This window comes from Orenia metallireducens, from assembly GCF_003001995.1.
In the GTDB taxonomy this organism is placed as follows: Bacteria; Bacillota; Halanaerobiia; order Halobacteroidales; family Halobacteroidaceae; genus Orenia; species Orenia metallireducens_B.
On the sequence record NZ_PVNB01000023.1, the window covers coordinates 35215 to 57060 of the forward strand.

General features: G+C 32.6%; 19 protein-coding genes. 17 read left to right on the top strand and 2 right to left on the bottom strand.

Annotated features, from left to right (window positions below; genetic code table 11):
• Window positions 1-74: 74 nt before the first annotated feature.
• The 12 genes from BX659_RS14220 (at window position 75) to phoU (ending at window position 15736) form a co-directional block, all read left to right on the top strand.
• Window positions 75-2078 carry an ATP-dependent helicase gene (locus BX659_RS14220; protein ID WP_097018781.1) on the top strand — a complete coding sequence of 668 codons (2004 nt, stop codon included), beginning with the start codon at window positions 75-77 and terminating at the stop codon, window positions 2076-2078.
• 255 nt (window positions 2079-2333) lie between these two features.
• Window positions 2334-2762, top strand: coding sequence for a nucleoside-diphosphate kinase (gene ndk, locus BX659_RS14225; protein ID WP_367302841.1), 429 nt, complete (start codon window positions 2334-2336; stop codon window positions 2760-2762).
• A gap of 368 nt (window positions 2763-3130) precedes the next feature.
• Window positions 3131-4990, top strand: coding sequence for a methyl-accepting chemotaxis protein (locus BX659_RS14230; protein ID WP_172431950.1), 1860 nt, complete (start codon window positions 3131-3133; stop codon window positions 4988-4990).
• Window positions 4991-5367: 377 nt separating this feature from the next.
• Window positions 5368-6066, top strand: a complete 699-nt coding sequence (locus tag BX659_RS14235; RefSeq protein ID WP_097018784.1) for a response regulator — start codon at window positions 5368-5370, stop codon at window positions 6064-6066.
• A gap of 67 nt (window positions 6067-6133) precedes the next feature.
• On the top strand, window positions 6134-7912 hold the full coding sequence (gene pnpS, locus BX659_RS14240) for a two-component system histidine kinase PnpS (protein ID WP_097018785.1): 1779 nt from the start codon (window positions 6134-6136) through the stop codon (window positions 7910-7912).
• A gap of 262 nt (window positions 7913-8174) precedes the next feature.
• Window positions 8175-9098 (top strand): PstS family phosphate ABC transporter substrate-binding protein, encoded by a 924-nt coding sequence (locus BX659_RS14245; protein ID WP_097018786.1) that lies wholly within the window; start codon window positions 8175-8177, stop codon window positions 9096-9098.
• A gap of 407 nt (window positions 9099-9505) precedes the next feature.
• Complete coding sequence (locus BX659_RS14250; RefSeq protein ID WP_097018787.1) at window positions 9506-11179, top strand: methyl-accepting chemotaxis protein; 1674 nt, start codon at window positions 9506-9508, stop codon at window positions 11177-11179.
• A gap of 239 nt (window positions 11180-11418) precedes the next feature.
• Complete coding sequence (locus tag BX659_RS14255) at window positions 11419-12330, top strand: PstS family phosphate ABC transporter substrate-binding protein (RefSeq protein ID WP_097018788.1); 912 nt, start codon at window positions 11419-11421, stop codon at window positions 12328-12330.
• 136 nt (window positions 12331-12466) lie between these two features.
• A complete protein-coding gene (pstC, locus tag BX659_RS14260; RefSeq protein WP_216358818.1) occupies window positions 12467-13360 on the top strand; it encodes a phosphate ABC transporter permease subunit PstC in 894 nt (297 codons plus the stop codon).
• Window positions 13360-14214, top strand: a complete 855-nt coding sequence (gene pstA / locus BX659_RS14265) for a phosphate ABC transporter permease PstA (RefSeq protein WP_097018789.1) — start codon at window positions 13360-13362, stop codon at window positions 14212-14214. Before pstC ends, pstA begins: the two co-directional genes overlap by 1 nt.
• Window positions 14215-14229: 15 nt before the next feature.
• The gene (gene pstB, locus BX659_RS14270) at window positions 14230-14988 is read left to right on the top strand and encodes a phosphate ABC transporter ATP-binding protein PstB (RefSeq protein WP_097018790.1); all 759 of its coding nucleotides are present in this window, start codon (window positions 14230-14232) and stop codon (window positions 14986-14988) included.
• Window positions 14989-15085: 97 nt separating this feature from the next.
• Entirely contained in the window at window positions 15086-15736 is a 651-nt protein-coding gene (gene phoU / locus BX659_RS14275; RefSeq protein ID WP_097018791.1) for a phosphate signaling complex protein PhoU, read from the top strand.
• A gap of 180 nt (window positions 15737-15916) precedes the next feature.
• Here the strand turns inward: phoU and BX659_RS14280 are convergent, their stop codons facing one another.
• Window positions 15917-16426 carry a ferritin-like domain-containing protein gene (locus BX659_RS14280; RefSeq protein ID WP_097018792.1) on the bottom strand — a complete coding sequence of 170 codons (510 nt, stop codon included), beginning with the start codon at window positions 16424-16426 and terminating at the stop codon, window positions 15917-15919.
• Between the two features lie 152 nt (window positions 16427-16578).
• A complete protein-coding gene (gene mnmA, locus BX659_RS14285; protein ID WP_097018793.1) occupies window positions 16579-17715 on the bottom strand; it encodes a tRNA 2-thiouridine(34) synthase MnmA in 1137 nt (378 codons plus the stop codon).
• Between the two features lie 312 nt (window positions 17716-18027).
• Between mnmA and BX659_RS14290 the strand changes: the two genes are divergently transcribed.
• The 5 genes from BX659_RS14290 to rpsD all read left to right on the top strand — a co-directional run bounded on the left by BX659_RS14290 (window position 18028) and on the right by rpsD (window position 21703).
• Complete coding sequence (locus tag BX659_RS14290; RefSeq protein ID WP_097018794.1) at window positions 18028-19998, top strand: methyl-accepting chemotaxis protein; 1971 nt, start codon at window positions 18028-18030, stop codon at window positions 19996-19998.
• A gap of 87 nt (window positions 19999-20085) precedes the next feature.
• Window positions 20086-20313 carry a hypothetical protein gene (locus tag BX659_RS19310; protein WP_216358821.1) on the top strand — a complete coding sequence of 76 codons (228 nt, stop codon included), beginning with the start codon at window positions 20086-20088 and terminating at the stop codon, window positions 20311-20313.
• Window positions 20258-20482 (top strand): TspO/MBR family protein, encoded by a 225-nt coding sequence (locus BX659_RS19720; RefSeq protein WP_216358819.1) that lies wholly within the window; start codon window positions 20258-20260, stop codon window positions 20480-20482. Before BX659_RS19310 ends, BX659_RS19720 begins: the two co-directional genes overlap by 56 nt.
• A complete protein-coding gene (locus tag BX659_RS19725) occupies window positions 20391-20579 on the top strand; it encodes a TspO/MBR family protein (RefSeq protein ID WP_374956485.1) in 189 nt (62 codons plus the stop codon). The genes BX659_RS19720 and BX659_RS19725 overlap by 92 nt, the downstream gene beginning before the upstream one ends.
• Before the next feature lie 527 nt (window positions 20580-21106).
• Window positions 21107-21703 (top strand): 30S ribosomal protein S4, encoded by a 597-nt coding sequence (rpsD, locus tag BX659_RS14300; RefSeq protein ID WP_097018795.1) that lies wholly within the window; start codon window positions 21107-21109, stop codon window positions 21701-21703.
• The last annotated feature ends 143 nt before the right edge of the window (window positions 21704-21846 follow it).

Here is a 21846-nt window from a genome sequence, read left to right on the forward strand (position 1 = left end):
AATTATTATTTTTTGTGAGTTCTCATTAGGCTCACTTTTTCTTTTGTAAATCAAGTAAAAAAGGAGAGTTAGCTATGAATTTATCCTTAGCATTAAATACTAAGCAGTTAGAAGCGGTGAAGACAACAGAAGGGGCAGTATTGGTCTTGGCAGGAGCTGGAAGTGGTAAGACAAGGGCTTTAACCTATAGGATAGCCTATCTAATTAATAAAGGGATTGATCCTTATAATATTTTGACATTGACCTTTACAAATAAGGCTGCTGAAGATATGAAGCGAAAGGTTAAGGAACTGATAGGAGATGTTTCAAAAAGGATGTGGATGGGAACCTTCCATAGTATCTGTGTAAGGATTATTGGTCAAAATATAAAAGCTCTAGGTTATGATCGAGGCTTTGTTATTTATGATCAAAATGAGAGTAAGGATTTGATTTCAGATATCATCTTAACTATGAACTTAGATAAAGAGAAATATGATCCTAAAATTGTCTTAAATATGATTAACAAGGCTAAAATGAATATGTGGTCAAAAAGAGAATTGATTAATAACTATTTAGAGATTGGTGGAGGCAGTGAAGAGTTTTATCAGAATATTGGTGATATTTATCTTAAATATAATGAAGTTTTAAAGGATAACAATGCCTTTGATTTTAATGATTTAATTGGCAAGGCTATTGAATTATTTGAAATGAATGAGGATATATTAGAGAAGTATCAAGAGAGATTTAAGTATATTTTAATTGATGAGTACCAAGATACTTCCCCTTTCCAGTATAAATTAGCAAGTATGCTAGCAGGAAAGCATCAGAATATATTCGTTGTTGGCGATGACTATCAGAGTATCTATAAGTTCCGTGGAGCAGATATGGAGAATATACTAAACTTTAATGAGGATTATCCTGATTGTAAGACTATTAAATTAGAACAGAATTATCGCTCTAAGAAGAATATTATTGAAGCATCAAATGCTTTAATAGCCAATAACTATCGCCAGTTTGATAAAAAAGCTTGGACTGAAAAGGATGAAGGAGAGCCAATTATTATCTGTGAAGCCTTAAATGAATATGGTGAAGCAGATTATATAGCAGAAGAGATTGATAATTTAATTAAATTTAGTAGCTATAGTTATAATGATGTGGCTATTTTATATCGTTCTAATCACCAGTCAAGAGTATTAGAAGAGGCTTTTATTAGAAGAAGGATACCTTATCATATTGTGGGAGGACTTGGTTTTTATGACCGCAAAGAGATTAAAGATATTATCAGTTATTTGAAGGTTGCTGTTAACCCTCAAGATACTATTGCCTTAAAGAGGATTGTTAACACACCTAAAAGAGGTATTGGGGCTAAGACTATCGATAAACTGATTAATCATGCCCAAGAGCATGTGCCAGAATTTAATCTATTCAGTTTTGCCCAAGAGGATAATAGCTTAGGTCTTTTTGATGTAATGAAAGATCCTAGTGGTGTGTCAGGAATTGGTAAGAAGACAGCCGAAAGGATTAAGCAGTTTAGGCGAGACTTAGAGGATGTAATCACAGTAAAGGAGTCAAGACTTACTCTACCAGAGAAGGTAGATAAAATTTTGAAAGTAAGTGGATATCAGGCGATGCTAGAGCTTGATGGCTCAGAGACTGCTTTAAATAGATTGGATAATTTAGCAGAATTTTTGGCTTTAACAGAGAATTATTATAATAAGAATCAAAATAGAGACTTAGAAGATTTTGTTAGAGACCTTAAGCTCTTATCTGATCAAGATGATATGAATAACTCTAATCAGATCAAGATGATGACTGTTCATGCTTCTAAGGGGCTGGAATTTCCTGTTATCTTTATAGTAGGTATGGAAGAAGATACCTTTCCTCATTATAGAAGTGTCAAGTCAGGTATGTTAGAGGAGATTGAAGAAGAGAGACGATTATGCTATGTAGCTATGACTAGAGCTGCTGATAGATTATTTATGACTTATGCCAGAGAAAGGCAACGCTATGGTGAAACAAGATCTATGACCCCATCCCGCTTTTTAGATGAGATTCCAACTGAACTTATCTTAGAGGGGAATCATTATCGCAATTTATAATTATAAATTGATATAATAGAGAGATAATGAGACACTTTGTTTTTTGGTGGTTGGATAGTTAGAGGTGGTTTACACGAAGAGTCATCTTTTTAGACTCGTAGGAGGTAGTTGGTTAACCTCTACCCTACCCACCTAATATCAAAACTCTCTTAATATCCACATCAGCCCTTAATTATAAGAAATAAAAATTTGAAGATAGGATCAGAATTGTAGTATAATATTACCAAGCAACATAATATCTTACTGACAGGGGGAATGAAAATGGAACAGACCTTAGTATTGATTAAACCTGATGCAGTAGTGAATAGAAAGATTGCTAAAGTTATTGGTAGATTTGAAGATAAAGGATTGAAGATTGACGCGATGAAGATGGTCTGGATAGATGAAGAGTTAGCTAAAGAGCATTATAAACAGCACATATCTAAGAGCTTTCTTCCTAGACTAATCTCTTATATCACTCAAGCACCAGTGGTTGCTATGGTAATCTCAGGTCCTGAGGCAATTAAAGTAGTTAGAAATTTAGTAGGGGCTACAGATCCTGTTGAGGCTTTACCAGGAACTATCAGAGGAGATTTAGCTTTGGACTTAGATTCAGGTAATATTATCCATGCTTCTGATTCTAATGGTAGTGCTATAAAGGAGATTGAACTTTTCTTTAGTGATGAAGAGATCTATAGTTATTAACATCTTAACAATAGAATAATGGAAGCTTTATACCTCTTGTTTACTATAGTAGACAGGAGGTATTTTTATTTTGTTTTGAGATTATCTAACTTTTATTTAAAAGGAATTTGGATACATATACGTTGACAAAATTTTTGTTAAATTAAAAATATTATTCAATAAAATTAAAGTTAAGTTGTTTTTTATAAAAAATGATTTATTTAAAGGAATAGAGAGTTTGTTGTGGAATTAGTAAATTGATTATTGTTTTTTGAAAATAATTGCTAATTTTATAGTAAAAAGGTTGTTATTGGTAAGGGTGACTTATGATAGTTATATTAAATAATTGATATAAAAATTTGGTTTGGATATTAATGAGGAGGAATCTTATGTTAAAATTAAGCTTAAGAAGAAAATTGATTATTATGATAGTATTATCTGCAATTATTCCAGTATTAATAGTAGCTACTACTTTATTTAGTCAAGCAGAGAAGGGGATTAGTAAATTAGTTGTAGATAGAATAGAGCAGGCGAGTAATTCAGCAGATATGTATCTTAAAGAGAAGATGAATGAGACCCTGTTAGTAGCAGAGAGTTATGCACAAAATGAAAAGATCATATCTGCACTAAATAATGAAGATAGAGAGACTTTAAAGAAGGTAGCTGTACCTATATTTAAGGCTTTAAATCAGGAGAATAAACTTGATGTATTTGAATTTGGTGATAGTAAAGGAAAAGTCTTTTTTAGAGCACATAATGTTAATAAATATGGTGATGATAAGAGTGAGAAAAAATCTATTCAGTCAGCTTTAAAAGGTGATAAGGTGAAGCTGTTTGAATCAGGAAATAGTGGCTTTGCCATTAGAGCTATAGTACCTATTAAGAACAATAATAAGATTATAGGTACTATGCAGACTGGCTTTAGCTTCGATCAAAGACTATTAGACCAAATCCAAGGTGTCATCTCTGGAGATATTGGATTTTATTCTGAGGATAGACTGGTTGTAAGTTCAAAAGAGGATGAGCAAAGTGGTATAGGGCAGCCTTTAGAGGATAAGTCTATCTATGAGCAGGTTATAGAAGGAAAAAGGGTAAGAATAACTAATAATCAAGATGACTTATTAGAGTTATACACACCTCTATATCATCCAATAACAGGTACAGTTAAGGGTATGATTAGAATCAGCCAAGATTTTAGTTTTGTAACTAAACTGGGCAAGAGAGTATTAATAAGTTTTTTGATTAATGGGATTATTATATTGATTTTAATTGTTATCTTCTCTTTATATTTCAATAAGATTGTGATTAATCCTTTAAGAAGATTGACTGCTATTGCTAAAGAGATAGCAGAAGGTAATCTAAATACAAAAGAGCTAGAAATTAACTCTAAAGATGAGATAGGAGAATTGACTAGTGCTTTTAATCAAATGAAGAGTAATTTGCATGAAATTATTATTAATCTGTTAGATACATCAGAGGAGCTATTAGCTTACAGTGAAGAGTTATCTGCTTCTGCCCAGGAGGGTAATGCAACAATTGAGAGTACAAATCAATTAATGAAAGGGATGTCCTCCTCCATTGAAGAGATTGCTATAGGTTCTCAAGAGGTAACTGTTTTAGCACAAGAGACAAATTCTCAAACTGAGATAGGTAATCAAAATATAACTGCTACCTTAGCAAGTATAAGAGAGATTAGTCAATCTGTTAAAGAGACTGTAAATGCTATTAATGATTTAAATATCACCTCTCAAGAGATTGGACAGATTATAGAATTAATTGATAATATAGCTGAACAGACAAACTTATTGGCATTAAATGCAGCAATAGAAGCAGCAAGGGCTGGGGAGCATGGTCATGGTTTTGCTGTTGTTGCAGATGAAATTAGGGAGTTGTCTGTAGAGACCTCTAAAGCTATAGATAATATTTCTGCTTTGATTAAGAAGACACAATTAAAAGCAGGGGTTGGTCTAGATGCTATTAAACAAGTAGAAGAGCAATCTAGAGGTGGAGAATCGATTGCTGAAGAGACTGGAAAGATCTTTGCTCAAATTCAGAGTTCTAGTGAGAATACATCAGTACAGATTGAACAGACAGCTATATCTGCCGATACTTTAGCTAACAATAGTGAGCAGGTAATGAGTGCGATTGATGGTATTAATAATATGTCAGAGGAGATAAGCAATTCTTCACAAGAGTTGGCTATTATGGCAGAGAAATTAAAGGCTTTAGTAGATAAATTTGAAGTTTAATAATTTAAGTAGATAAAATTCAAATAAGGAAGGGGGCATCAATATTGATGCCCCCTTCTTTTATAGTATTAATAGGGGATTGATACTATATTATATATAGATATTATGACATTTTTATTATTTTATAAATGTTAATCTTTTTGTAGGGTCCGGTCGCGACCAGACCCTACTTTAAAACCTTTTAATTCTTCGTTATTTATTTGAAAAAGTGTCGCAATATACCCATTAAGCGATACCTTTTACACTGAATTTTACCTAAAAAACAATTTAATATTATGAATTCAATTGAATAGAGAGTTGATTTTTACTATAATTTAGTTGTATATTATAAATATAAGCTTATGAATCTAAAAATTTAAATTAATGGGGGAAAATTTATGAGTAATAAAATTTTAGTAGTTGATGATGAAGAGAATATAGTGGAGCTGGTGAAGTTTAATTTAGAGAAGGATGGTTATCAAGTTACAACTGCTTATGATGGTGAAGAAGCTTTAAAGAAGGTTGAGGAGGTTCATCCTAATCTGGTTGTGTTAGATTTAATGTTACCAAAATTAGATGGTTTTGATGTCTGTCGTCAGATTAGAAAGGATAGTAAATTAAGCAAGATACCGATTATTATGTTATCAGCTAAAGGAGAAGAGATTGATAAAATTTTAGGCTTAGAATTAGGAGCTGATGATTATGTAACTAAGCCTTTTAGCCCTCGTGAACTCTTAGCTAGGGTAAAGGCCATCTTACGTAGAGTTAAGAAAAAAAGTGAAAAAGAAGAGGAAATTATAGCCTTAGGTGATATCAAGGTAGATTTGACTAAATATCGTGTAGAAGTAGATGGTTCAGAGATTAGCTTGACTCCAAAGGAATTTGATTTATTGGCTGTTTTAATGACACATCCAGGACAAGTCTTTTCTAGAAGTTATTTATTAGATGAGTTGTGGGGCTATGATTATCATGGTGATACTAGGACTGTAGATGTTCATATTAGAAGGTTAAGAAAGAAGATTAGTAATCATAGTGATAAGGAGAGTATCTTGACTGTGAGAGGTGTAGGATATAAATTTAAAGAGATTAAGAGTTAAGTTTGAGTTTAAGATTGTTTACACTTATACTTAAGTTTAGACTCAAACTAAATAAAGGAGTTTAAGTATGCTACAGAGATTACAAAGTGTTAAAACTAAGATTATAGCATTATATCTAGTTATGTTAGTAACTACATTGATCTTTACTGGTTACTTTTTACAGAGGTCTTTAGAGAATTACTTCTCTAGCTGGTTAGAGAGAAAGTTGATTAAAGAGATGAACTTAATTTTAACTGTTGTCGATCCTTTTTTGTATAATAGGGATTATACTAGATTAAACAGCTCAATTATTACTTATGGTGAGGAGTTAGAGACTAGAATTACAATTATAGATTTAAAAGGGAAGGTACTTGCTGATTCTCGTAAAGATCCATCGGTGATGGAGAATCATCTTTATCGACCTGAAGTACAAGAGGTCTTAAAAGGAAAGTTGGGTAAGGAGATAAGGTATAGCTCTACTTTAGATATGAATATGAAGTATATTGCTTTACCTATCAAGAGAGAAGATGGAGAAGTGATTGGTGTTATTAGAGCATCTCTAACTCTAAATAAGTTAAAGGAGCTCTACCATGGTATCTGGACGGTATTATTAAAATCATCCTTTTTTGCAATAGTGGTTGCTGTCTTATTATCTTTAAAGTTAACCAATCAAATTACAGATCCAATTAGAGAGATTACCTCTGCAGCTCAAAAAATAGCAAATGGTTATTTAGATCATAAGTTAGTTATTAGAACTAAAGATGAGATTGGACAATTGGCTTTAATGTTTAACTATATGGTCGACCGTGTTAAGGATAAGATGCAAGAAATATCAGGGGAGAAGAATAAAGTGGAAGCTATTGTCACTAGTATTGGTGATGCTGTAATAGCAGTTAATAAGGAGAGGAGGATAATACTCTTTAACTTGGCTGCTGAGCGAATCTTTGGAATCAAAGAGGATTTAGTCTTAGATAAATCAGTGATTCAAATAACTAAGAATTATAAGTTAGATGAATTGGTAGAGCTATCTTTAGAGAAGAATGAAATAGTAACAGAGGAGTTGGAGATGTTAGTTCCTGAGCAGAGGGTTTTTCGGGTACAGATTGCTCCTATTGAAGGAATCAAGGAGAGTACAGTAGGGGTTGTGGCAGTATTGAGAGATATTACTGATATTAGGCGTTTAGAGGAGATGAGAAAGGAATTTGTAGGGAATGTATCCCATGAGCTTAAAACTCCATTGACTTCTATCAAAGGATATGTGGAAACATTACTAGATAGTGAGCCTGATAAACAGGTTACTCGTTCTTTTTTGAGTATTATTAGAGAAGAGGCCAATAGATTACAGAGATTAATTGAAGATTTATTGAGTTTATCTAGATTGGAATCAAAATTCGAGTACTCTAGCAAAGAGCAGGTAGATATGATTAAGGTTATCAATGATACAATCTTTTTATTAGGAGAGAAAGCTAGAAGAAAGTCTATTATTTTGGAGGCTGATCTCCCAGTTTCTCTGCCTTTGCTAAAGGCCAATAGAGATCAAATGTCAAGGCTGATGATTAATTTAGTAGATAATGCCATTAAGTATACACCTGATGCTGGCAGGGTAAAGGCAAGAGCATATAATGAAGATGAGAAGTTAATTTTGGAGGTAGAAGATACTGGACTAGGAATTCCAGAAAAAGATTTGCCAAGAATTTTTGAAAGATTCTATCGAGTTGATAAGGCAAGAAGTAGAAAGTTAGGGGGGACAGGTTTAGGTTTATCGATTATTAAACATATTATTGAAGAGCATCAAGGGGAGATTAGTGTAGAGAGTAAACTAGGGGAAGGTAGCAAGTTTATAGTAGAGTTACCTTTAAAGGATTAGTGTTTTTAAATATGTTGATTTGCTAGATATAATAACTGATATTAAAGTATCTTAATTTTAAATTATAATTTCATAAAATTAAAAAACAAAGCGCCATTTTTGGCGTTTTATTTTTTTTGGTAACTATTTTCTTATATTTTTCCTCTTTTAACATTATGTTAACATTCCCTTAATTTATTTGCAAAAAAACCCTGTTATACTTTGGTTGAACGTTGAGAGAAAGATAATAAAAACATAAGTAAATAAGAGGAGGAGTTTGTGAATGTTTAACAGAAAAGGTATTGCTTTATCTTTAGTATTACTTTTAGCAGTTGGAGTATTATTTACTGTAACAGGAAAGGTAGACGCTTGGTGGATCTTTGGTGGTGACGATAAAAAAGAAGAGAAGGCTTATATCCAAATCAAGGGTTCAGATACAATTGTAAACTTAGCTCAAGCATTAGCTGAAAACTACATGGAAGAGCACGCTAATGTCTCTATTGCAGTAACTGGTGGAGGATCTGGTACTGGAATTAAAGCTTTAATTGCTGGAGAGGTTGATATTGCAGATGCTTCTCGTGTAATGAAGGACAAAGAGATTCAAATGGCTGAAGATAATGGTGTAGAGGTTTATAGAGTTGTATTAGCTATGGATGGATTGAGTGTTGTTGTAAATGAAGACAACCCTATCAAGAATTTAAGTATGGAAGATTTAGGTGCTATCTTTAGAGGAGATATCACTAACTGGAAAGAGGTTGGTGGACCAAACCTTCCAATTACTTTATATGGACGTCAAAATAGTTCAGGTACTTTCGTTTACTTTAGAGATAATGTATTAAAAGGTGAATATTCTGCTAATATGAACAGAATGAACGGTAATGCTCAAATAGTTGAAGCTGTTAAGGCTGACAAAGGTGCTATTGGGTATGTAGGAATCGGTTATGCAGCTAAAAATGGTAAACCAGTAGCAGGATTAAATGTAATGAATGTTAATGGAGCAACTCCATTAGATCCTAAGAATGTTAAAAATGGTTCTTATCCATTAGCTAGACCATTGAATCAATATATCAATGGTAAGCCAACTGGAGCTACTTTAGAGTTCTTAAAGTATGAGTTGAGTCAAAAAGGAGAGGCTTTAGCTATTAAAGAAGGTTTCTATCCTGTAACTCCTGAGTTCCAAAAAGTTAATAAAGAGACTATTCATTAATAGTAGAACAACTTAGCTTTTAAAATGGATAACCCAGTTTATCGTAAGATAAGCTGGGTTATATTAATATAATTTTGCTGATAATATTATAATGATTTAAGGGCTAGTTAACTATAAGAAATAAGTTCTCTTGCTAATTGAATATTTAGATATGGTTATCCAACTTTAAAAAATTAAAATGGTATTATAAAGAGAATGTGATAATTTGAGTATAAGTTTAAGATTGAGGTTAAGGCTGAGCAGATCATAAGATATTGTTTTAATGTTTAACTTATACTTAGACTTAAACTTATAATTTGCTAATATACATATTAAATTCTATCTTTGGATTTAGATATCTATGAAAGAATAATGACTTAAAAGTTAATCTTTAGGTTATAAATTTATATTATGGGGGTCTTGTCTAAATGAATACCTTTATTAAAGATAAGATGTCAATATCGGCTGATTTCTTAAATAAGATTATGAGGATAAGTAGTATTAAGAATAAATTTAGTAATTTGAAATTTAGATATAAATTATTAGTAGGATTTTCAGCAGTAATTTTAGTTTTTTTATTAGGTTCAATGGCTAATTTATTATTCTTAAGTAGTATTAGCAATGATACTACAATAGTGAAGGAATCTGGAGATAATATGTATTATGTTTTAAAGTTAGCTACATTGATTAGGGCTAAATATATAGATGCTGTTGATTTATCTAATAATGATGATAGAGCAATCCGTCATTTTGAAAAACATGAAAGAGAGTTCCAAAAGATAGCTGATAAATTAACTGAAATCATCATTGATAAGAGAGCAAAAATGCTCTTGATAGAATTAGTTAAGCAGAATAATGAGTTTAATAGAATCTTTACTGAGGAATTAATTCCAGTTTATAATATTAAAAATGGGAGGGATGTTCCAGAATATAGGGGGATTGTCAATTTTGAAGTACCAATGATTGCCATAGTTAATACTAGAGATGATTTAATTTATGCTAGTAATGTATTGAATGAAATTTTTACTGACAGACGGATGGAGGCAGTAAAAGATTTAGGAGAGCATATAAAGTCTAGTTATACTTCTTCAATAATATCAGTTATTTTTACTATTATAATTTCTTTAATAATTATTAGACTACTAGAGAATAATTTAGTTAATACCTTGCAGAAGTTAGTAGATTATAGTAAAGAGCTAGCAAGTGGTAATTTAAAGGTTAAAAAGTTAAAGATCAATACAAATGATCAGATTGAAGAGTTGGCAAGAGGTTTTAATACCATGGTAGATAATTTATATAATTTACTTACTAATGTTTCCAATACAAGTAATCAAGTAGCAGGATTTAGTCAAGAGTTATCCTCTTTATCATTAGAAGCTGATTCTACTATTCATTCAGCTTCATCGATAATTAATGATATGTCTGAAGGGGTTAAGCAGGTAGATTATAGTAGCCATGAAGTTATGGAGTTATCTTATAATGTAGTAGATATAACAGGTGAAGGAAATAACAAGATTAAAGCTTCAATTGAGCAAATTATAAAAATTCAAGAGACGGTAGATAATGTTGCAGATGTAATAGACCGCTTTAATCAAAGATCTGATGAGATTGGTAAGATTACTGATTTGATCGATAGAATTGCTGATCAAACCAACCTCTTAGCTTTAAATGCGTCAATAGAAGCAGCAAGAGCTGGTGAGGCTGGTAAAGGTTTTGCTGTTGTGGCTGATGAGATTAGAAATTTATCAAAAGAGACCTCTGAGGCTACTAAGAATATTGATGGTTTAATTAGAGAGATTCAAAATCAGTCAAAAGAGGCAATTCAAGCTATTCAGGCAGGAAAAGATGAGAGTCAGATGGGAGAGAAGGTTATTAAAGAGGCAGGGGAATCTTTTGAAGGTGTAAATGCTGCTATTACAGATACAGTAGCCAATATTGAAGAGACCACAGCCTCTACTGAACAGTTAGCAGCAGGAAGCCAAGAGGTTTTAAAGGTAACAGAGGAGGTAAAGGCTATCTCTAAAGAGGTTACTATGGAAGCTGAGAAGTTATCAATTATGGCAGATAATTTAAATGGATTATTGCACAATTTTAATTTATAATTAGAATTTTATTTGATATATTCAGTTATAAAGTCGTAATAAGTTAAAGATTTTTTATGATGAGTAATTAATATGTATAATTTTTATTTTATTGTAGAAATATAAAAATAATACATTGATGTTAAGCTCCTATTAACACTCTTTTAACATCCTTGTAACATCTTTGTAACATAAATTAAACTTTTATCTGTTATACTAAATTTGTTGGGTTAAGGTAAATTAATTTGGGAGGAAGAGATATGTCGAAAAAAGTATTTAGATCAATAATATTAGTTTTAACTATTTTTGTATTTCTAGTAGGATGTGGACGAGCTCCAGAGGGACAAGATGGTGGTAGAGAAGCAAAATCAGCATATATTCAAATTAAAGGATCTGATACCAGTGTTAATCTATCACAGATGTGGGCAGAAGAATATATGAATAATAATGAGGGAGTTTCAATCTCTGTAACTGGAGGTGGCTCTGGTACAGGAATTGCTGCTATAATCAACAACAAAGTTGATATTGCTAATTCTTCTCGTGATATTAAGGATTCAGAGAAACAGCAAGCTGAGGATAATGGTGTTGAAATTGTAGAGATAGCAGTAGCAATGGATGGTTTAAGTGTGATTACTAATGCTAACAATCCTGTAAAAAATTTAACTGTAGAAGAGATAGGTAAGATATTTAAAGGTGAAATTAGTAATTGGAAAGAGGTTGGCGGACCTGATTTAACTATCAATACATATGGGCGTCAGAGTAACTCAGGAACATATGTTTACTTTAGAGATAATGTTTTAAATGGAGATTACACTGCTGAGATGAAGAGGATGAATGGAAATGCTCAGCTTGTAGAGGCAGTTAAAGCTGATGAGAGTGGAATTGGATATGTAGGTATTGGATATGTAGTAAAAGATGGCAAGACAGTAGAAGGGCTCAATATATTAGATGTTAATGGTGCTAGTCCATTAGTAGCTGAGAATGTTAAAACAGGGGCTTATCCATTAGCACGACCATTATACCAATATACTAATGGTAAACCAACAGGAGCAGTTCTTGATCTTATTAAATACCAACTAAGTGATAAAGGACAAGAACTTGCTGTAAGAGAAGGTTTTTATCCTGTAACTGAAGAGTATTCAAAGCGAAATAATAAGAATTTAGGACAATAGATTAAAGGCTCAACTTGAGTTGAGCCTTTAAAATTATAAATTAATTTATAATTTGGGATGGCTTGTATAACAATTATTTAAAACTTTTTTATCTTAAAAACATTTATCAGAATAAAGATGGGGGAGGTTGAATCATTTGAAAAGAAGAAGTAAATTTTCTAAAATCAAGGAGAAGATGGTTGAGAAATTTTTCTTACTAAATGGCTTATTAGTTGTTTTCATCTTAGTTGGTATCTTCTATTTATTGTTAAACGAGAGTTTACCAACCTTTAAGGAGGTAAGTATAGTTGAGTTTTTTACTAGTACTACCTGGAACCCTACTGGTTATCATAAGGTAAGTTATGGAATTGTCTCATTAATATTCAGTACAATTATGGTAACAGTTGGTTCTTTGATCTTTGCAGTACCTCTAGGAATAGCCTGTGCAGCCTACTTATCAGAAATTGCACCAGCTAAAGCTAGAGAGATATTAAAACCAACTATTGAAATTTTGGCTGGAATTCCTTCAGTAGTTATTGGATTTTTAGGTATAGTATTGATTGGACCGATGATTGCTAAAATCTTTAATCTACCTAATGGCTTAAATGCAATTAATGGGTCTGTACTGTTAGGGATTATGGCTTTACCAACTATTATTAGTATCTCTGAAGATGCAATTAATGCAGTTCCTGATGATTATAAGAAGGCTTCTTTGGCTTTAGGGGCTACTGAGTGGCAAACATTAGTCAAGGTAACTATCCCTGCTGCTTTATCTGGAATCATTGCAGCTGTAATGTTGGGGATGGGAAGAGCGATTGGAGAGACTATGGCTGTATTAATGGCTACTGGTAATGCTCCTGCATTTCCTAAGAGTATCTTCTCTGCAGTAAGAACATTGACTGCAACAATTGGTATAGAATTGGGAGAGGTTGCTTATAACACAACCCATTACTATTCATTATTTGCCGTGGGATTGGTATTATTTGTTATGACCTTCTTGATTAATATAGTATCTGATTGGGTATTAAACAAGTATGAGGAGGCAGAATAATGTTTTCTAGAGATATGCAACAAAAAATAGGTTTTGGTTTTTTGAGATTATCAGCATTATGTGTATTGTCTATCTTAGCAGTCATTCTTTATGATATCATCAGTAAAGGTATTGGGGTAATTAATTGGGAGTTTTTAACTACAGCACCTAGCCATGGTATGACCAAAGGGGGTATCTTTCCTGCTATAGTAGGAACCTTTTCTGTTACAGTTATTACTGCTTTATTAGCTGTACCTTTAGGTATGTTTGCAGCTATTTATTTAAATGAGTATGCTAAACAGGGGAGAATTACTAGACTAATTAGAATGTCTATCAGAAATTTAGCAGGGGTACCATCTATTGTATTTGGTCTCTTTGGATTGGCTTTATTTGTACAGATTTTAGGCTTTGGAACTTCTATTCTATCTGCTGGTTTGACTTTGGGCTTGATGACTTTACCTGTTACTATCACAGCTAGTGAAGAGGCCCTAAAGACTATACCTAATAGCTATCGAAATGGTTCTTTGGCTTTGGGAGTGACTAAATGGTATGCAATTAGAACAAATGTATTGCCTTATGCTATTCCTGGGATGCTAACAGGGACTATCTTAGGTCTATCAAGAGCGGCAGGAGAGACAGCACCTATTCTCTTTACAGGGGCAGCTTTCTTCTTACCCTTCTTGCCAGATTCACCTTTTAGTCAGTTTATGGCTTTACCTTATCACCTTTATGTTATGTCAACTCAGCATCATGATATAGCTAAAGTTAGACCATTAGCTTACGGAACAGCGTTGGTATTGATTGCTTTAGTTCTATCTATGAATATGGTTGCAATTTTATTAAGGTATTGGTTACGTAAGAAAGCAAAAAGATAATGAGGAGGAGACTTTATGGCTAAAAACAGTATGGAAGTAAAGGATTTAGATTTTTATTATGGAGATTTTCATGCACTTCATAATATTTCATTAAAGATGCCTGCTAATAAAGTTACATCTTTTATTGGACCATCTGGATGTGGAAAATCAACATTTCTTAGAACTTTAAATAGAATGAATGATTTGATTGAAGGCACAAGAGTAGATGGAGCAGTTCTAATTGATGGTAAGAATATCTACGGAGAAGGTATTGATATCGTTGATTTACGTAAAAGAGTAGGAATGGTATTCCAACATCCTAATCCATTTCCTAAATCTATCTATGACAATGTAGCCTATGGGCCTAGAGCTCATGGTTTAAAAGATAAAGAGAAACTGGATCAAATTGTAGAAGAGAGTCTGAAATCAGCGGCTTTATGGGATGAAGTTAAAGATAAGTTAGATTCATCGGCTATGGGGATTTCAGGTGGACAGAAGCAGAGATTATGTATTGCTAGAGCTTTGGCTGTAAACCCAGAGATATTATTGATGGATGAGCCTACTTCAGCGTTAGATCCAATTGCTACAGCTAAGATTGAGGATCTGATTGAAGACCTGAAGAAGGATTATACCATTGTAATTGTAACCCATAGTATGCAACAGGCTGCTCGTATATCTGATTATACAGCATTCTTTTATATGGGTGATTTAATTGAGCATGGAGCAACAGAGAAAATATTTGAAAAACCAGAAAATCAAAAGACTGAAGATTATATTACTGGTAGGTTTGGATAAGATAAAAATATTATTATAAATTTTATTATCTATATGAACTTATTCAATTTATAGATAAAAAGATATGCTTTGTTTTTATTCAGAGAGGGGGCTTACAATGGTAAGAGATACATTTCACCAAAAATTAGAACATTTAAATCAAGACCTTTTAAAGATGGGAAGTATGGTTGAAGAGGCAATTCATAAAGCAGTAACTTCTTTAATGGAACAAGATAAAGAGCTAGCACAAGAGGTTATTGATAATGATGATGTTTTAGATGATTATGAAGCTAAAATAGAGCAAGAATGTATTCAACTGATTGCTTTACAACAGCCTGTAGCTAAGGATTTAAGAAGAATTGATATGATCTCTAAAATTGTTACTGACTTAGAAAGAATAGGTGACTTAGCACAAAATGTTGCTATAGTTACTTGTGAATTAGAGAATGATAGATTCGTTAAACCTTTAGTAGATGTTCCTCGTATGGCTGAAATTGCTCAAGAGATGCTTAGAGAGTGTTTAGATGCCTTTGTTAATTCAGATGTTGATAAGGCAAGAAAGACTGCTCAAATGGATGATAAGGTTGATATGTTAGATTCGCAAATTTTCCGTGAACTGTTAACTTATATGATGGAAGATCCTAAGTCTATTAGACAGGGGAATTATTTATTATTTGTTAGTAGATATTTAGAGAGAGCAGCAGATCATGCAACTAATATCTGTGAAAGAGTTATATATATGATTACTGCTGATAGGGAGAGCTATTAATTTTATAAAGACCCTTTAGAGAGGGTCTTTTTTTATTAAATTCAAAGTTTACATTTATTTAACATGGTATTAATTCAATTGTAATTTGGGACTGCTAGAATATATATAGTCCCAACAGAGGAGTAAATACTCTTCTTCCCAAAAGAGCCTAGCTAAAAAGCTAGGCTTTTTAATTTGACATTAGGTATTCATCCAAGGCCATGTACTACTCTCCTCAGTGGCATAAAAGTCGCCTGGATTTTCAAAATAGTTAAAGACATTCTGTAAAGATTCATAGTGCCACTCTTCTTCTTGCATTAAAGCTTCAAAGAACTTTCTTTCTATATCATCATCGGTCTGTTTGGCTAATCTCTCATAAATCTCATAAGTATCCTGTTCTAATTCCATAGCATGGCGATAGATATTGGTATTACTCTCTTTCCAATTATCACGTTCACTATCTGAAAAACTTTCAAATAATTGCTGGACTTTATTTTCAATATCTTCTGGTTGGTAATCATTCTCTTCAATAGGTTTATTAGCAGCTATCTTTTTGACCTTATCTACATGGTCTAGCTCTTGGGCAGCTAGGCTTTCTAATACTTTACGAGATAAAGGGTTTTCTGCTCCCTCTATATGATTATTATAGTAGTGATAGCTCTCTTTTTCCATCTTAATTGCTAGCTCTAGTGACTCTTCTTTAACTCCCATCTTAAACTCCCCTTTCCTAATTGTTGGTATGAGTACTGCTTTCTCATATCAGCTATTAGTTTATGTAATCTATATATATTAAAACATGGTAAAATTAGTAAGAGGATAAAAAATAAAGAGACTTAATCTGACATTAAGCCTCAATAGAATAATTATAAATTATTAACTAATTTTTCAACTTCTTGCTTGTCCTTAATCGGTTTATCGATTACAGCTCCACCAAGGCAGATATCGTCTTGATAAAAGACTGCAAATTGTCCAGGGGTAACTGCTCGCTGTTTTTTAGTACAGGAAATTAAAAGTTCACCAGTAGATGTCTTATGAACAATAATATCTTGGTCAGGTTGGCGATATCTAAATTTGGCTTTACACTTTAAAGGGAAGTTAGGTTCTTTACCACTAATCCAATGGGGTTCTAATGCTATTAAGCCATGAGAGAATAGAAGTTCATGCTCTGCACCTTGTCCAACATAGAGTATATTATTTTTAGCATCTTTATCGATTACAAAGTAAGGTTCATGACCACTAATTCCTAAGCCACGACGTTGCCCGATAGTATAGTACATGACCCCATCATGCTTGCCTAAGACCTCTCCCTTTCTATTTCTAATCTCGCCCTGTTGAGCAGGGATATAATTTGTTAAGAACTCTTTAAAGTCCCGTTCACCGATAAAGCAGACCCCTGTACTGTCCTTCTTTTCAGCAGTAGCTAAGCCAGCTTCCTTAGCAATTTCACGAACCTTGGATTTCTCTAGGTGACCTAAGGGAAAGATAGTTTTAGATAACTGCTGTTGGTTGAGCATACAGAGAAAGTAACTCTGATCTTTATTATTATCTATACCTTTAATTAATTTATGTTCTCCCTCTGATTCTTTTACTTGGGCATAGTGTCCAGTTGCTAGATAATCAGCATCTAATTTCAGGGCATGGTTGAGAAACTCTTTGAATTTAATTTCCTTGTTACACATTACATCGGGATTTGGGGTGCGTCCAGCCTTGTATTCATCAAGAAAATAAGTGAAGACTCTATTCCAATACTGTTTTTCAAAGTTAACTATGTAATAAGGGATTCCAATCTGAGCACAGACCCGTCTGACATCCTCATAATCCTCTTCAGCAGGGCAGACACCATTCTCATCTTCCTCATCCCAGTTCTTCATAAAGACTCCAATTACATCATAGCCTTGCTCCTTTAACAATAGAGCTGCTACTGAGGAGTCAACACCTCCTGACATTCCAATTACTACTCTCGTATCTTCAGGTCTCTTATCTTCAGGTCTCTTATCCATTTATATAACCTCCAGTTGTAAACTTTTTAAAAGCAATTTATATTTTATCCCTAAGATAGTTTCTTATACTGTTAGCTTAAGTAGTAAAAATTATATCATAGTATAGGCTGTTGAGCAAAATAATTTAGGATAATTGTGATAATAACGTTATATTTAAAATTCACTCTAAAGTTGAATAAGTATAATGAAGTTTTTATTGATATATTATTAAATTCTAATTTTATGAAGGGATTTGAATAAATATACAGAAATATATCAGGGTTGTCATTTTATTTTATAAATTACAAAAATATTAGAAAGGTGATGTAATTGATGAAGATTTCTGTATTTACTAAGAGGAGTATTGCTTTTAAGCTGACTATAATTTTTATTGCTATTATTGTAGTAGGAATAAGTGCTTTAGCATTTTTAACCTATAATAGATCGGCTGAAATTTTACTTTCAGAGAAAAAGGAGCAGTTAAAGGCTGTCAGAGAGCTAAAAAAAGAGAGAATAGAGAGTTATTTCAATGAAAGGATAGGTGATATAACAGTCTTAGCTAAAAACCCCTTGTCTAAAGAGGCTTTATCCTTATTCACTGAAGAATTTAAGAGTGGATTAAATAGTGATGGATATAAGTTATTAGAAGAGATCTATGGAGATAACTTATCCCATTATATTAATACTTATGGATATTATGATCTCTTTTTAATAGATTTGGAAGGTAATGTGGTCTATACAGTAGCTAAAGAGGATGATTTGGGAACAAATCTAACTAAGGGTATTTATAAAGACTCTGGCTTGGCAGAGGTTTATAAAATAGGGTTAAAGAGGGTTAGTATGATTGATTTCTCTTATTATGAACCTAGTCAAGAGCCTGCAGCTTTTATCAGTGCCCCAGTGTTTGATGATAATAAAGAATTAATGGGAGTTGTAGCTTTACAATTATCTATTACTCAAATCAATGATATTATGCAAGAGAAGACAGGAATGGGTGAGAGTGGAGAGACATATCTAGTTGGAGCAGATAAACTGATGAGGTCTGATTCTCGCTTTATAGAGGAGAGTAGTATCTTAAAGAAGGTAGTTGATACCAAAGGAGTTAATTTGGCTTTAGAAGGTAATAGAGGGGTAGAGCTTATTGCTGATTATCGAGGGATTAAGGTGGTAAGTGCCTATACACCTCTTGATATATTAGATCAGAATTGGGTCTTATTAGCTGAGATAGATAGAGAAGAGGTAATGAGACCAACATATCTACTATTAAAGAATATGATCTTTATCTTAATTGCTATCTTATTTTCAGCAATCTTACTTGGAAAGTTATCAATTAATAATATGTTAGTGAGACCGCTTAATGATTTTAAAAAGGCTGTATTAAATAATGATTTGACTAGTCACCTTGATGAAACTTCACAGGATGAGTTAGGTCAGATTGCAAGGGCTTTAAACAGAATGAAGGATGGGTTAAGGTCGATGATTATCGATATTCAAAGTAAGGTAGAGAATCTATCTGCTCAAAGTGAAGAGTTATCTGCTAGTGCAGAAGAGGGAAATGCAACGATAGAGATGACTAATCAGTTGATTGAGGAGATGACAGCCAATATTCAAGAGATATCTTTAAGTGCTCAAGAGGTAAGTAGCATCTCTGAAGAAGCTAATAATCAAACTATAGTTGGTAATAAAAATATTGAGAAGACAGTTAGCAGTATGAAGGAGATTAATCAAGCAGTTGAAAAGACAGTCAAGGCTATTAATGAATTAGCTAATAATTCTCAAGAGATTAGTCAAGTGGTAGAGTTAATTACTGATATAGCTAAGCAGACTAATTTATTAGCTTTAAATGCTTCTATAGAGGCATCTAGGGCAAACTCAGGAGGTTCTGGAAACAGTAGAGGAGAAGCAGGCAAAGGCTTTGCAATAGTTGCAGGTGAGATTAAAAGCTTAGCAGAAGAGACGGCTAAAGCCACTGATGATATCAATAATTTAGTAAGAGAGACTCAAAAGAAGTCAAAGGCTGGTTTAGAGTTTATTAGAGCGGTGGAGAAGAAGGCTAAAGAGGGAGAAAGGATTGTAGAAGAGACAGGAGAGGTCTTTAGAAGGATTCAGAATTCAAGTGAAGAGACAACTATTAATATTCAACATACTGCAAGATCTACTAATCATCTGGCAGATAATAGTGATCAGATATTGGCGGTATCCCAGAATATCAATGATATGTCAGAAGAGATAACTAATTCTTCACAAGAGTTGGCCACGATGGCAGAAGAATTAAAGAGGATAATAGATAAATATAAGATTTAATTTTTATAAAAGGTTGATGTACTAATTAGTACATCAACCTTTTATTTTATCTATTTGTGGTACAATATAAGTAAAGGAGGTTTGATAATGAAATTAGCTAAGATCATAAAATTAGCTAAGATCATAAAATTAATTATAAGTATAGTTATCTGCCAATTAGCAGGAGTTATTGGTTCTTTAGTTACTAGACCTGCTATAGATAGGTGGTATGATACTTTAAGTAAGCTTTTTTACTCCGCCAAGCTGGTTATTTGCTCCTGTGTGGACTATTCTCTATTTATTAATGGGAATAGCACTTTATTTAATCTGGAGTAAAGGTACTGCTAATAAGGAAGTTAAAGCAGCTATTAAAATATTTTCAATACAATTATTTCTTAATGTCTTTTGGTCTTTTGCTTTTTTTTGGAAGCAGATCACCTTTGTTAGGTCTGGCAGTTATAATAGTATTGTGGGTGGCTATTTTACTAACAATCAAAAGATTTAATAAGATATCCAAATTAGCTGGAAGTTTATTAATACCCTATATCCTATGGGTTAGTTATGCAACTCTACTAAACTTAGCTATTTGGTGGCTTAATTAGGGTTGATATTATAATTTTGATCCTTTTTATAGTAATGCAAGTGATATAATAGATAGAAAGTGCGATACTTTGTTTATTAGGTAGATAGGTGGGTAGGAACTGCCTAACTACCTAAATTTTTAACTCCTAACCGCCAAAGAAAAAGTGTCGCAATATACTCATTAACCGCCAGTAGTTAAATAAAAGCTAAATTTTGACTTTTAATCTAAAGGGGATATTTTAAATTTAATCTGCTGAAAGAGAATAATTATTTCAATAATAGGTATTATAAGAAAAGGATTTATAATTAAATCTTCAATCCCGTTTTACATACTGTAAAAGCTAAAGAGAATTTAGTGTATAGTTCAGTTCTCTAAGTGCTTTTTCCATAATAAGATAAGAGAGAAATAAAAAAAACAAAAAAAGATAATAATAATCATTTTCAAAGCAAAGATAATATGTTATAATAAACATTGTTATGTCAAAAAGGGATTTACCGCGGCTAAATAAAAAAACATAAAAGAAAAATATAAGGGGGATAAGGTAAATTGGCAAATATGAAGGGACCACGATTCAAGGAAGCTAGAAGATTAGGACTTAATGTTCATGGACATCCTAAAGCTATGAATCGTGCAAACAGTAGAACATCAAGAGATGCAAGAAAGTTATCAGACTATGGTAAGCAATTATTGGAAAAACAAAGGTTAAGAGCTTATTATGGAGTAATGGAGAAGCAATTTAAACGTTATGTCAAACAAGCTATGAATGAAGAAGGAATTACAGGTGAGAATATAGTTAAAAAATTAGAAACTAGATTGGATAATTTGATATATCGAATTGGGTTTGCCCGTTCCACAAGGCAAGCAAGACAGTTGGTAAGCCATGGTCATATCTTAGTAAATGGAGAGAAAGTTGATAGACCATCTTATCAAGTTCAGGTTGGTGATGAGATTAGCTTGAAGGAAGCATCTAGAAAGGTAGATATGTTCAAAGAGAACTTCCTAGAGATGACTTTACCAGAGTATCCATACCTAACAAGAGATATGGAAAACTTCAGTGGAAAGTTGGTCTCACTGCCTAATCGAGAGGATGTTCCAATTGAAATTGATGACCATTTAGTTGTAGAGTTTTATTCACGACAATAATAAATTATATAACTATTTATTAAGAGACAAGGTTAAATACCTTGTCTCTTAATTTTGTCTAAAAAATTTTATTTTAGAAGATAAATTAGAGTTAAGAGATTGATAGATAAAAATTATTTTTGACAGAAAACACTACATCTAGT